At 63.1% G+C, this 12,294-nt stretch carries 8 protein-coding genes; all 8 read right to left on the bottom strand.

Features of this window, described 5'->3' with window-relative positions; genetic code table 11:
- Positions 1 to 147: 147 nt before the first annotated feature.
- The 8 genes from ABIB44_RS16865 to ABIB44_RS16830 all read right to left on the bottom strand — a co-directional run bounded on the left by ABIB44_RS16865 (position 148) and on the right by ABIB44_RS16830 (position 12,030).
- Positions 148 to 648 carry a DUF4442 domain-containing protein gene (locus ABIB44_RS16865; protein WP_354585838.1) on the bottom strand — a complete coding sequence of 167 codons (501 nt, stop codon included), beginning with the start codon at positions 646 to 648 and terminating at the stop codon, positions 148 to 150.
- 171 nt (positions 649 to 819) lie between these two features.
- The gene (locus tag ABIB44_RS16860) at positions 820 to 2,808 is read right to left on the bottom strand and encodes a DUF3857 domain-containing protein (protein ID WP_354585837.1); all 1,989 of its coding nucleotides are present in this window, start codon (positions 2,806 to 2,808) and stop codon (positions 820 to 822) included.
- Between the two features lie 169 nt (positions 2,809 to 2,977).
- Positions 2,978 to 4,921 (bottom strand): DUF3857 domain-containing protein, encoded by a 1,944-nt coding sequence (locus ABIB44_RS16855; RefSeq protein ID WP_354585836.1) that lies wholly within the window; start codon positions 4,919 to 4,921, stop codon positions 2,978 to 2,980.
- A gap of 197 nt (positions 4,922 to 5,118) precedes the next feature.
- Positions 5,119 to 8,418: a tetratricopeptide repeat protein gene (locus ABIB44_RS16850; RefSeq protein WP_354585835.1), complete on the bottom strand. Its 3,300-nt coding sequence runs from the start codon at positions 8,416 to 8,418 to the stop codon at positions 5,119 to 5,121.
- Between the two features lie 131 nt (positions 8,419 to 8,549).
- Positions 8,550 to 9,014, bottom strand: coding sequence for a PPC domain-containing DNA-binding protein (locus ABIB44_RS16845; RefSeq protein WP_354585834.1), 465 nt, complete (start codon positions 9,012 to 9,014; stop codon positions 8,550 to 8,552).
- 216 nt (positions 9,015 to 9,230) lie between these two features.
- Positions 9,231 to 10,541, bottom strand: a complete 1,311-nt coding sequence (locus ABIB44_RS16840; protein WP_354585833.1) for a hypothetical protein — start codon at positions 10,539 to 10,541, stop codon at positions 9,231 to 9,233.
- Entirely contained in the window at positions 10,538 to 11,323 is a 786-nt protein-coding gene (locus ABIB44_RS16835; RefSeq protein ID WP_354585832.1) for a hypothetical protein, read from the bottom strand. The genes ABIB44_RS16840 and ABIB44_RS16835 overlap by 4 nt, the downstream gene beginning before the upstream one ends.
- A 128-nt stretch (positions 11,324 to 11,451) precedes the next feature.
- Positions 11,452 to 12,030, bottom strand: a complete 579-nt coding sequence (locus ABIB44_RS16830) for an RNA polymerase sigma factor (protein WP_354585831.1) — start codon at positions 12,028 to 12,030, stop codon at positions 11,452 to 11,454.
- Positions 12,031 to 12,294 lie beyond the last annotated feature (264 nt).

Here is a 12,294-nt window from a genome sequence, read left to right as displayed (position 1 = left end):
TTTCGCTTCAATCATCGCTACGAGGACCTCTATAAATTGCTCCTTAGATTACTTCGTCAACAGCCCCTGTAAACCGGTTTGCTTCCTAAGCCCCTTATTTACTATTGCGGTAGAGATGCTTCCCTGCGTTCAGCATGACAGAAGCTACTACCGCTTGGCCCGAAACGACCAGGTGAGGCGGAACACGGCCACCACGTCGCCGGCTTCATCAAGGCCGGTGCTGGTGCAGACTACGGTGCGGCCTTCGCCGGTGGCGCGGCTCTCGGCCACGGCCTGGGCAATGAGCGCACCATCGGGGCAGGTGAAGGTGATGAGGCCCACGGCTTTCTTGGTGAAGTCGCCCTGAATCCCCGTCACCAGCATCGAAACCGGCCCACCGGTCTGCACGTGCATCATGGCCTGAATGCCGCTGGCCAGCTCGGCCGCCATCGCCAGGCAGGCGAAGTACAGACTGCGAAAGGGGTTTTGCGTCAGGTATTTGTAGCGAATGGTGACGGCGGCCAGCTCCGGGGTGAGCTGAGTGAGGCGCAGGCCCGCCAGCCAGGCCATGGGCAGCTTCTGCAGCATGAAGAGCCGCAGCTTCATCGGGTTCAGCACCTGGCGGCGGAAGGCGGCGGCTTGCGGAGTATCGATGGTGGTCGGAGTCATGTCAGGTAATTGAGACGTGATGCTGTAAGGCAAGCGTAAAGAACGTCATGAAAGAACGTCATGCTGAGCTTGTCGAAGCATCTCTACCGCGGCAGTAATTCATTTACTATGGCGGTAAAGATGCTTCGACAAGCTCAGCATGACGTTGTTTTTTCTTGCGAAAACCGTTCGTTACCCCTTCTTGTCCAGCACCAGCACCACCTTATTCCAGTTCGCGGCCGCGTTCACCACGGCGCGAAAGGCTTCGAAATCGGCTTTGGGCCAGCGCAGTTGGCGGTAGTTCTCGGCTACGGTTACGGTAATGGTCTGGCCGGTTTGCACGTAGGAGGAGTGAAAGTCGAAATCGGGCTTCGTGGCGTCAGGACCGGTTTTCACGTCCACGTTCAGGTCTTGCAGGTTGCGCACGGCGTAACCGGCGGGCACGTCGAAGCGGATGGTGCGCAGGTAGCGGTGGTTATTGTCGTTTTCCACGTCGAACTGGCGCTCTTCCTTCTGGTAAAGCTCGGTTTGCGGGCCCAGCAGCGTGCCGATTTTGAACAGGTAGCGCGGCCCGGCCTTATCGAGCAGCGCGGCCGATTCCATCTGGCCTTCCACAATAAAAGGCTTGTCGAGCGGGCTGATGTCGCGCGCTACGTTGCGCACCTCCAGCTTCTGGAAGTTGCTGGCGTCGGGCACCACCGACTTCTGCAGGCCCTGCAAAATTTCGGTGCGCTTGGCTTCCGGAATCATCGTCCAGAAGGGTTGGATTTCGGCCGCCGGGTAGCCGCCCAGCGTCTGGCGCAGCCGAATGGTGCTGCTGCTCAGGTCGGGCGCGAAGGTTACGGTCGCGTCGATATCCTGTGGGCTCTGGTCGGCCCCGAGGGCCGGAATGTCCTTCACCTTGCCCACCGCCGACTCCGTATTTCCCAGCTTAATGCCTTTGATGAACAGGCCGGAGCCGCCCGTCCAGTCGGCTGGCAGCATGCCGTAGCGGTAGTCGGGGCGGCCCGGGGCCAGGTATTGGCTGGTGGCCGGGAAGTAGAAGGCAAAGTGGTCGAGGTAGTTCCAGGTATCGAACGTGCCGTCGAAGGGTACGGCCTCGCGGCTGCTGGTCACCACCACCTCAAATTCAATGTTCATGGCCCGGTAGATGGCCGCCAGCAGGTGGCTGAAGCCGGCTTCGGGGGCGTTGTGGGTGGCGGCTACTTGCGCCAGGTCGCCGCTGGCCCCTTCTTCCAGGTTGTAATTCAGCTTCACGTAGTTCTCCGCCGCCCGAATGCGGTCAGCCAGTGGCAGCGTACTCACCGGGCTGGCCAGCAGCTTGCTCGCGGTGAGGATTTTGGCGACGGCCTTGGCTTCGTCCTTGGTTAGGTTGTTTACATTGCGGTATACAAACTGGCTGGCATCGGCCCAGGTAAACTGGCGCACCTGGCCCTTGCTGGCCATGTAGGCCAACTTGTATTCGGCGCGCATGCGCTGGGATTTCACGTTGGCGAAGGCCTCATTGCGCAGGCCGGGCACGTTGTCGAGGTGCAGGCGCAGGGCGCGGCGCTCGGCCATCGTGGTGTCGGGCGTCATGGCCGGGCCGTGGTACACGCGCGCCTCAAACGTGAGGCCCTTGGGCGAAATCAGCTCGAAGGTGACGTCGTGGGCCGGTGTTTCGCTTTGCAGAATCTCACTCCCGAAGTGGTTCACGTTGCGCTCGCGGGTGTAGAAATACTCGATTTCGGAGCCCTTTTCCACGCCATCTACGGCAAACACGCGGAAGCCGCGGCCGCCCTCCTGGTCCTTCAGCTCCTTCATGTCAGCGGCCTTCACCTCGCGCACCTCGCCGCGTGGGCTGATGGTGCGCGCCTTGATATCCACGGCCGCGCCCGAAGCCAGCACCGGCACCACAATCTTGTTGTAGCTCTCGATGCCATCGGACGAGTTCACGCGCACAATGCGGTGCTCAGTGGCGAACAGGCGCACGTCCTTGCTGGCCTTGTCGTAGTAATACTCCAGGCTGGTGAAATCGCGCAGCAGCACGGCCGGCAGCTCGGCCTCGGCCGCCAACACGGGCAGGCGCTGGTGGCGCTTGGCATCCCAGCTGTAGCCGGCGTGGATGAGGTCAGGCGGCAGGGTTTGGGCCGCGAGGGTGGCCGAAGCCAGCAGGAAAAGAGTGAGGAAAGGAAAGCGCATTGAGGGAGATTGGGTAGTTGGAAAAGCCGGCTTTTTCGGAACGTCATGCTGAGCGCAGTCGAAGCATCTCGCGTGCAGCAGTAATCCTTTGGCCAACGATGGATTTAGTGGTGGCAAGCGAGATGCTTCGCTGCGCTCTGCATGACCGCACTTATCGAAATATGAAACGCTACGTCTTCTTCTTCTTCAAAATCACTACCTCGCGATAGGCGCTGCCGAGCTTGTTCACCACCGAGTTCCAGCCGCCGAACTGCTTGGGCTGGAGCAGCAGGTAGTTCACGTACACCTCGCGGTCCTGAATGATTTTGTTGCCCTGGCGCTCGTAGCTCACCTTGAAGCCGAGGGCGTCGCCCTGGGCCTGCACGGTGGGCGGCAGGTAGCTCACCTCATAGCCGGCCGGCACCACCAGCTCGGTGCGGGTGTGGTCGGTGTGGGCAAACTCGTTGTAGCGCGGCAGCTTGCGGGTGGTCGAGTCGATGCGGTCGGTGGCGTAGGGCCGCTCCAGGCTCAGGTTGATGTACACCTCATCATCCACCTGCTGCACGTAGTCCTGCAGGCGGTAGTCGTAGCTGATGCTCAGGGGCTGGTCGCGGGTGTCGAGGTTAGCGATGCTGTATTTGTCGACGAAGAACTTGTTGTTGCCGCGCTCCAGCAGCGCCTTCACGTACTTGGGCTCGGCGGTGCGGTCTAGTCCATCGAGGCCGTAGCTCTGGTTTACCTTGGAATAGCCGGCCAGACTCAGCTTGCCCGAGCCGCGCAGCATGGTGCCGTCCAGGGTCAGCACCGAGGCGTCGTCGGCCCCGCTGCGGCCCTTGTCCATGGCCGGAATATCCACCACGCGGCTGTTTTTGGGGTCTAGGCCCAGCAGGCCTTCCTTGCCCTGAATCATGGCCGAGGGCATGCCGTAGGGCGTGTGCTTGCTGGTGGCATCGAGGAACACGTACTTGCCCGGCGTGGGCTCGTAGGTGGCAATCATGTGGTTATCGACCCCAGGCGTGGCCAGCTCGCCGTACTTGTAGGGCAGGTCGCGGGTACCCACCCAGGTCAGGTAGGCATTTTTCACGCCGGCCAAATGCAGCATGTCGTTGGTGAGGTTGGCCATGTCCTTGCAGTCGCCGTAGCGGCGGGCGTACACCAGCCCGGCATCGTGCGGAATGAAGCCGCGCAGGCCCTGCTCGAAGGCAATGTACTTCACGTTGTCCTGCACCCAGTAGTACACGCGACGCACTTTTTCCTCCTCGGTAACCGCGCCGGCCACCAGCGAATCGACGCGGTGCTGCAGGCCCGGGCTGGGCTGCCGGTCGATGCGCTTCACGAAGTCAGCGTACATCGTATACAGTTCCGGCACGCCGGCCAGCAGCTTGCGGGTCTGGCCGTTCACGGGCGCTTCCTGCACGAAAAACACGATGTGCGGCAGGTAGTAGCTGGCCTCGGGGCCGTCCTCCTCGCGGGGCGGGCTGGGCAGGTTGTCGGCCGTCCAGCGGTACACCACCTGGCTGCCCTTTTCCTCGCGGGTGTACTTGATGGGCGTGTTTTCGGCGTGGAAGGTCTTGTAGCCAATCACCACGCCCTTGGGGGCCGTGATGGTGAGCTCGGCGTGGCGCACGGGCACGTAGGAGCCCACGAAAAACGGCATCACAAACCGGGCATCGACGTGGCGCACGGTGTAGTCGGTTTCGGTGCGCGCCCCCGGCGACACGGCCGGAAACGTGAACGACACCGACCGGGTATCATCGAAAAACACCCCCGACTGAATCTCAAACTTGTCCTTGAAATCCGTCACCTTCACGGTTTTGAATTTCTCGCCATTGGGCACCAGCGTGCGGGCCTCCAGCTTTTGCAGGCGGTTGAAGTGCGAGCTGAACACCCGGTCGTTGGCGTACATGGCCGACTGCTCGGCTAGGTGCAGCATGTCGGCGTGGTGGCGGTCGATGACCTGCACCGAGTCGTTGCGGATTTCGACGGTCAGGTCCTGGCGCATCTCCAGGTACACGGCTTTTTCGCCGGGGTATTGCTGGCGCATCTGCGTGAGCAGCTGGCTGGCAGGCGTCTGGGCGCGGGCAGCAAGTGCCCCCAACAGCAAGGCGGGGAATAGCAGTAGGATTTTGCTCATGAAATAATGAACGAGTATAGCGTAATCGACTTAAAGTTAGGGGATAGCAAGGGCATTTGGTGCTGACTCTAAGTCGCCGTATCCCGGTCTGCTCGCCCTAGGCGAGCTGACCGGTTGAAGCACCAACGATTTCGACCACACGACAACCGGTCAGCCCGCCTAGGGCGGGCAGACCGGGGCGTTCAACGCTACGTCCGCTACTTATTGTACACCATCAGGTTCCAGTACACGTCGGTGTGCTGGGGCTTGCCGGCGGCATCGAAGGTGGTGGTGGGGCCGCGGCGCTCGCCGCTGCGGTAGGTTTCTTCGCGCTCCAGGGTGCCGTCGGGGCGGTAGTAGCGGCAGCGGCCGTTCAGCTCGCCGTGCAGGTAGTTTTCCTGCTCCATGGGCTTGCCGTTGGGGTAAAAGCTTTCGAGCAGACCGGTGCGCCGCCCTTTGGCAAACGTGGTGCGGCGGAATACCGCACCCGAGGCGTAGTAGTACGTGGCAGTACCGGCGGCCTGGTTGTGGTCGTAGGTTTCGGCCACGGCGGGCTTGCCGTTGGCAAAATTCAGATTGATGGAGCCGGTTTGGTTGGGTAAGGTTTGGGCGGCGCTGCCCTCGACCGGGCCACGGTAGCTGGCCAGCACGCCGTGCTCGTACTGCTTGTCGGTCAGCAGCTCGCCGGCGGGGTTGTAGCGGCGCACGTGGCCGTGCTGCTGGCTGCCCTCGTACTGCTCCACAAACTCCACCTGGCCGTTGGGGAAGTACGACGTCCATTCGCCCTCCTGGTTGCCGTTACGGTACAGACTCTTCTGGCGCAGCTGGCCGCTGGGGTAGTACGTAAGCCATTCGCCGGTGTATTCGCCGTTGCGGAACTGGCCCACGCGGTCGGGCTTGCCGTTGGCGAAGGTGGAGCGAAAGGCCCCGTTGCGGCGGCCACCGAGCTGCTCAGCCGTGGTTTCCACGCTGCCATCGGGGCGGTACCAGGTGGCCAGGCCGCCGTTGTCGTAGCAGCCCAGGCCACTGCGGAAGTAGGGCTTGCCGTTCGGGTAGGGCATCACGTAGTCCTTGCTATCGGGCCGGAGGGCGATGTTGGCCAGCACCTGCCCGGTCGAGTCGTACGTGGTGATGTGGCGCAGTTTGCCGAACTCGAACTGCCGCTCCTGAGTAGGCTTGCCGCCGGGCTCGTAGCTGCGGCTCGGCCCGTTGAAATCACCTTTGAAATACTCGTAATCCTCACTCAGGCGTCCATCGGCATAAAAGTCTTTCCACTGGCCGTGGCGCTGGCCGGCGAGGTAGTAGCCCTGCACCGAGGGCTGTCCGTCGAGGCTGAACTGCTCGAAGAGGCCGTCTTCGCGGCCTTCGGCGTCGTAGCGGGTGCGGCGCTGCAGCTGGCCACCGTGGTAGTACAGCTCGGCCACGCCGGTTTTGGTGCCTTTGTCGTCGAAGTGCGACAGCTCGCGCCGACCGCCGTCGGTGTAAAACCACTGCCACTCGCCCACCAGCTCGCCGTTTAGGAAGGTGCCGGTGGCGTTTTTGTGGCCGTCGGCGTCGGGCAGCTGCACGACCACGCGGCCCTTGCGGGTATCCTGGTCGAGCACGGGCTGACCCTGGCGGTTGTAGTAGCGCAGGTGCGCGGTGCGGCCGTGGGCATACTCGGTGTCGCAGTAGAGGTGGCCGGTTTCGTCGTAGTCGCGGTACATGCCGTGCAGCTTGCCGGCCTCGTCGAAGCTTTTTTCCACGCTCGGCTTGCCGTTGGGGTGATACTCTTTCCAGGTGCCGGCCTGCTTGCCGTGGACGTAGCGGCCCTCCGCGCTCAGCTGGCCGTTGTCGTGAAAATCCTGGTAAGCGCCGTCGAAGTCGTCGTGGTCGTAGGTGCCTTTGCGCTCCAGCACCTTGCCGGGGTAGTATGAGGTGAAAGGCCCCTGCCGCACGCCCTGCGCCATGGTAGTCGTGTATTCGGGGCTACCATCCTGGTAAAAGCCCTCCTCCAGCCCGTCCACCTTATCGGCGTGGGTGGTGGTGCGCATATGCAGCTGGCCGTTGTCGTAGTAGGTCGAATAGGGCCCGTCGAGGTCGCCCGCCTTGAAGGTGCGGCTGCCGGTGCGCGCGCCGCACTCGTTGTACACCGTGAGCACGCCCTCGACCTTGCCGGCGCGGTAGGTGCTTTCGTACGACGGCTGGCCGTTGCGGTGAAACTCGCGGGTGAGGCCCTCGCGCTCGCCCTTATCGTTGTAGTGGTACACCTGCTCCAGGCTGCCATCGGGGCGAAAGGCTTTCCACTCGCCCACCTTTTGGCCGGCGGCGTTGTACTGCCCATGCCCGTCCACGTAGCCCGACGCGGCATCAATGGAAATCCAGTCGCCGCTGCCCTTAAAATCGCCGGCCGCGTCCACTACGCCTGGCCCCAGGCCCACCAGCGCATTCTTATCGAACCAGCCCGCCACGCGCGGCGCGGCAGATTGGCCCACGATGCGTTGCTTGGTGCGCAGCTCCGATAATGCCCCTACTACCACGCCCATCATGGCGTCAATTTTCGACTTGTTGCCCTTCACCCACTGGGCGGCGCGCTTGTCGTCGGCCGACTCCAGGATGCTGTAGGTGAAGGCCGTGAGGTGGTCGTTCTGGCGCAGGGCAGCTACCATGGGCCCGTAGGTTCGCACCCAGAAGTCGTCGGCCGGGCCATCCAGCGGAAATTTCTCCACCAGCAGCTGGGTCTGCTTCACCACCGAAGCCGGGAATTTCACCTTCGACGCGTAGCCCGCCTGCAAAGCCACCCTGCCTTCAATCAACTGGTCGAGTTCGACAAACGCCTCGTTGGGCGCGATGGGCTTGATGCGCTCCTTGTCCTCCACCACGGGCGCGCCCTGCGAGAGGGTTTCGGCCGCCACCAGCACATCGTGGGCCGTGGGGCCCGGGTTGGCCAGCACCAAATAGGTGAGCCAGCCGAGCAGCGCGCGCGAAGTCTGGCCCTGCTCGGCGGCCAGCACCGCCAGCAGCCGATGCGTGTTGGGATGCGTGGGGTATAGTTCGAGGCTGCGCTGAAAGCTGGCCAGGGCCTCGGCCGGCCGGTTTTGCTGGAACTGCACCACGCCCTGGTTGTACACCAGGTTTTGATTGTAAGGGAACAGCTTGATGCCGGCGGCGTAGGTGGCCAGCGCCTCGTCAATCTGTTTCAGCGATTCCTGCGCGGTAGCCAGGGTGTTGTAAGTCTGGGGCTCGAAGGGGTGCAGGGCCAGGGCGCGGCGGGCGGCGGCCACGGCTTCGGCGTGCTTGCCGGCGGCTTCCAGGCTCATAGCCAGCTCGCTCTGGGCGGTGGCGTAGGAGGAGTCGCCGGGCGTGACGGCCTGGTATTTGGCAATGGCCCCGGGATAATCCTCCTTGTCGTGCAGGGCCACGCCCTCTTTTATCAGCTGGCCGGGATGGGGCCAGGCTAGGGTAGTTTGCTGGCTCCAGCCCAGGCGTGGGCCAGCCAGCAGCAGTGCCAGCGCGGCACCACGAATCGCAATCGACATAAAGGAAAAGTCAGGCGGTAGAGCAGGCGGCTTTCCAGCTTCGGGCCGGAAGAAAGGAACCCACGTTGCTACAATGATAAGCAGTCGGAATGATTGATTTCACCCGCCGCTCATCTTTTCTCGGCCAACGGCTATTTTTTCCGCCTCGGCGCATCGGCCGGGCTGGGAGCCGGCCCCGGCGCGGGCCGCACTACCAGCTCCTGATAGCCAAAGGTGGCATCCGTTTCGCGCCCGAATTCCAGCTGCGGCAGCTCTCCGAGCACAATTTCGGCAGTGGTGTACACCCGGCAGCCATCGAGCAGATGCCCGCCGATGGTACGCCCGGTGCTATCCGACACCGCCAGGTGCAGGTGCGAGCCGTTGGTAGAAAGCGTACCGACCAGCGACACAATCTCGAAATGCCCCTTATACACGCTGGGCCCCTCCTGGTTGGCCAGCCGCAGCGTAGCCACCGTGAGGCTGCCCACGCAGGTAATCATCGTGCCGGCCACAAGGTGGTTTTGTTGAACGAAAGCCGTGAGCTGCTGGCGCAAATCGTCGCCGGGCTTCAGGCGCAGGGCGTAGGTTTTGAGGGAGGAGTGGTGGGCAGTAGGCAAGGCAGCCGGGGTTTAGGCCAGCGTGGGGCCGGTTAGTAATGCAAGGAGAGCCAGACGAAAAATAAGCATCCTCCAAAGAACGTCATGCTCATCTGGCGTCCGCGCAGTCGAAGCATCTCTATCGCAATAGACACCCTTGTCATTGGATTGCATTGCGTAGAAGAGATGTTTCGGCTGCGCGGACGCCAGATGAGCATGACACTGCCTGCCTGTCAGCTACTTGCTGAACCGCACCGTGCCGTAGCGAACTTTGATGTTGACGTTGCCCGCCCGCTGGGTCGGCAGCACGGCCCCAAACACGCCCAGCACGTCGCTAGTTAGCGGGCCGTTTTCCTGCGAAAGCACGCGCACCAGGTTTTTATCCACCAACAGCTGGCCCTGCTCGGTGCTCACGTCGAAGCGGAAAGCCGGGGCCTCGGCAAAGCCCAGTCGAATGGTGCTGAAGCCGCCGTCGAGGTTTATTTGGCGGAAGTTCGCGCCCATGTCGCGCACCACGAAATCGGGGCAGTAGCGCACAGCCATGTCCAAGCCTTCGCTCAGCCGGCCAATGGTGAAGCGCGAATAGCCCGACGAGCCGCGCAGGTTGCGCACCGTGCCCAGGGCCACGTCGCCGTACTTGCTGTGCACCGTGAGGTCCTGCACCGTGCCAATATCCACGTCGGAGTAGTTGTTGCGCAGGTCCACCGTCGTGCCTTCATCGAGGCGCAGCTGGGCGTAGCTGGCATCGATGCTGGCTACCCCGGCGAAGGCAATGCGGCAATCGCCGTTGGCAATGCGCACGAGGTTGCGCGGGCCTTCGAGGCGGGCCGTGCGCAGCGTGCCGTATTCCACAACCAGCTCGGTACTGCCGCGCAGGTCGTTGTTCAGCGTCACGTCGCCGAAGCTGTCGTAGAGGCGCAGGGCGGTGGTGCGGGGCAGCCACACGGTGTAGTTCACCTGGTAGCGGCAGCCGCCGGCCCGGCCGCGCAGCGCGGGGCCAAACTGCGTGCTCACGGCCACGCCGCCGGTGCGGGCATCGTAGTCGAGCCACTGCACGCCCAGCGCCTCCAGCACCTGCCTGGCCCCCGCGTCGGTTTCGGCGCGGGCCACCAATTCGGCATCTACTTTAATCTCCGACTTGCTCCAGGTGTTCACCTGCACCCGGCCATAGCGGGTATCGAGCGAGAAAGCCCGCCCCTGCTTCGGCACCGCAAACGTGCGGCTGAGGCGACGGCGCTGCTCCGCTTGCAGCTGGTTGGCGGTTTCGGGGCCTTCGGGCTGGTCGGCGGCGGGATTTTGCGGGTCCTCCTGCTGGGCGGCCGGCTGTTGCCTATCGGGCTCAGCGCTGCCAAACAGGGCTTCGGCGGCCCGTTTCGCCTCCGGCGATAGTACGTGCACGGCCACACCTGGGCCCACCACTACCCACTGGCCCACCGGCGCGGTGTCGGCCAGCGTTTGGGCCTGGGCGGCGGGCTGAAATAGAAACCCAACCAGCAAACCGGCTAAGCTCAGCCCGCGCGCACCCCAAAAAGATGGTAGCTGGCTCATTCGGAGCGGCGGCTATCGGCCAGCACGTAGGCCCCGGCGGTGGGGTCGGCTTCGGCAGGCGTGTTGCCCAGGTTCAGCTGACGGTCGAGAATATCGAGGCGCACCTGCAGGTTGCGGTTCATGGCCGTGAGCACGGCATCGGGCTGCGGGTGGTGCAGCAGCTGCTGCTTCAGTACCCGGTAGCTCGAATCGAGTGAGACCAACTCGTGCTGCCAGTCGGCATTCATGGCGGCCATGCCGGGGCCACTTATTTGGCTGAGCTCGGTTTGGCGGCGGGCCAGTTGATTGGTGTAGTAGGCTTCCATGCCGCGCACGGCGCGCACCAGTTGGCTATCGGCCCCGGTCGTGTGCTCGGCGGCGGTAAGGGAAGTGGGGTTGCCGCCCTGGTACAGGGCGGCATCGGGCTCAGTGGCCACGCTGCCGGGCTTGGCGGCAGGCGCGGCTACTACGGCTATTTCGGCACCATCCGGGCGCGACTTCCATACTTCGCTGGCTCCGGCCGCAAACACCAGCAGCGCCAGCGCCGCCGCAATGCCATAGCGCTGGAACCAGTTGGGGCGGCCCGCCTCCCCGGTTGCGGCCAAAGCAGCCGGCGCGACCCACTCCCCAGCTCGTACCTCCGGAACTACCGTAAGCTCGTCGCTCAGGCGCATAGCCGGGGCATTGGTGTTCAACTGCTGTTCGAGGGCGGCCCACAGGTCGGGGCGCGGCTCGTGGGTATCGAAATCGGCACGGTGCCGTTCGACAAAGGTTTCAAGAGAATTAGGTTGCAGGGTATCCATGAATGAGTAGCAGACGCACGATTCGTCCAGGTTCAGGGCGGGCCGCGGGGCTATACAAAAGCCGCGGCCGGGCGAAAACGGATGAAGGGTAGTGAAACGATTACGTAAGAATTAATAAAAAATAATATTTAGCTAAGCCCGCGCTGGGCAGCGAGTTCGCGCAGCCGCACCCGGGCCCGGCTATACTGCGATTTGGAAGTAGATTCGGAAATACCCAGAATGCCGGCAATTTCGAGGTGGTCGTAGCCTTCGAGCAGGTAAAGGCTCAGCACCACGCGGTAGCCATCGGGCAGCTCCTGAATACAGCGACGCAGCACGTCGGCGCGGTAGTGGGTGTCGGCTTCGTCCTCGGGCGAATGGGCGGCGGCTTCGGCGGGCTCATCGTGGTGCTGCTCGCCCAGCGGCACCAGCGCCAGGCGTCGCTGGCGCAGGCAATTAATGCTTTTATTAACGACAATTCGCTTCAGCCAAGCCCCAAAGGACGAGTCGCCCTTGTAACCGCTCAGCTCCCGAAAAGCACTCAGAAACGACTCCTGGAGCACGTCCTCGGCCTCGGCGTAATCGCCCGTAATGCGCAGGGCCGCGTTGAACATGGCCTTGGAGTAGCGGCGGTAAATCTCGGCCTGGGCCTGGCGGTCGTTGAGGCGGCAGCGCTCCACTAGTGGAGCGTTGATGTCGACGTAGGCGGAAAGGGACTGGGCTTCCATGCAGAAAACGAGGTCTTAGAGGTGCTTAAGCAACCCATAGACCCCACGCTGGGTTCCGGGGTTGCACAGCAAATTACACCGTAAAATCACGGCCGCCGCCCTTTGATGCGGCGGCCAGCTTCAGCGCCACAAACAAGATTTTTCCATCTCGCCCTTTCGCCCTTTCCATTTGCCCCGGCCCCCTCGCTCGGGCCACCCATGCCGCCGGGTAGCAGTTTGGCCAAGGCTTTCATGATTTCGTGGCGCGCACCGGCATGGTGCCGG

The sequence above is a fragment of the Hymenobacter sp. UYCo722 genome, assembly GCF_040547115.1.
GTDB lineage: Bacteria > Bacteroidota > Bacteroidia > Cytophagales > Hymenobacteraceae > Hymenobacter.
This window is presented reverse-complemented; position numbering and strand designations above follow the sequence as displayed.

What these genes read in the sequence shown, in the direction of transcription:
- ABIB44_RS16850 (WP_354585835.1), bottom strand. Translation starts at nt 8,418, where the DNA reads ATGTCGATTGCGATTCGTGGTGCCGCGCTGGCACTGCTGCTGGCTGGC.
- ABIB44_RS16855 (WP_354585836.1), bottom strand. Translation starts at nt 4,921, where the DNA reads ATGAGCAAAATCCTACTGCTATTCCCCGCCTTGCTGTTGGGGGCACTT.
- ABIB44_RS16835 (WP_354585832.1), bottom strand. Translation starts at nt 11,323, where the DNA reads ATGGATACCCTGCAACCTAATTCTCTTGAAACCTTTGTCGAACGGCAC.
- ABIB44_RS16840 (WP_354585833.1), bottom strand. Translation starts at nt 10,541, where the DNA reads ATGAGCCAGCTACCATCTTTTTGGGGTGCGCGCGGGCTGAGCTTAGCC.
- ABIB44_RS16830 (WP_354585831.1), bottom strand. Translation starts at nt 12,030, where the DNA reads ATGGAAGCCCAGTCCCTTTCCGCCTACGTCGACATCAACGCTCCACTA.
- ABIB44_RS16860 (WP_354585837.1), bottom strand. Translation starts at nt 2,808, where the DNA reads ATGCGCTTTCCTTTCCTCACTCTTTTCCTGCTGGCTTCGGCCACCCTC.
- ABIB44_RS16865 (WP_354585838.1), bottom strand. Translation starts at nt 648, where the DNA reads ATGACTCCGACCACCATCGATACTCCGCAAGCCGCCGCCTTCCGCCGC.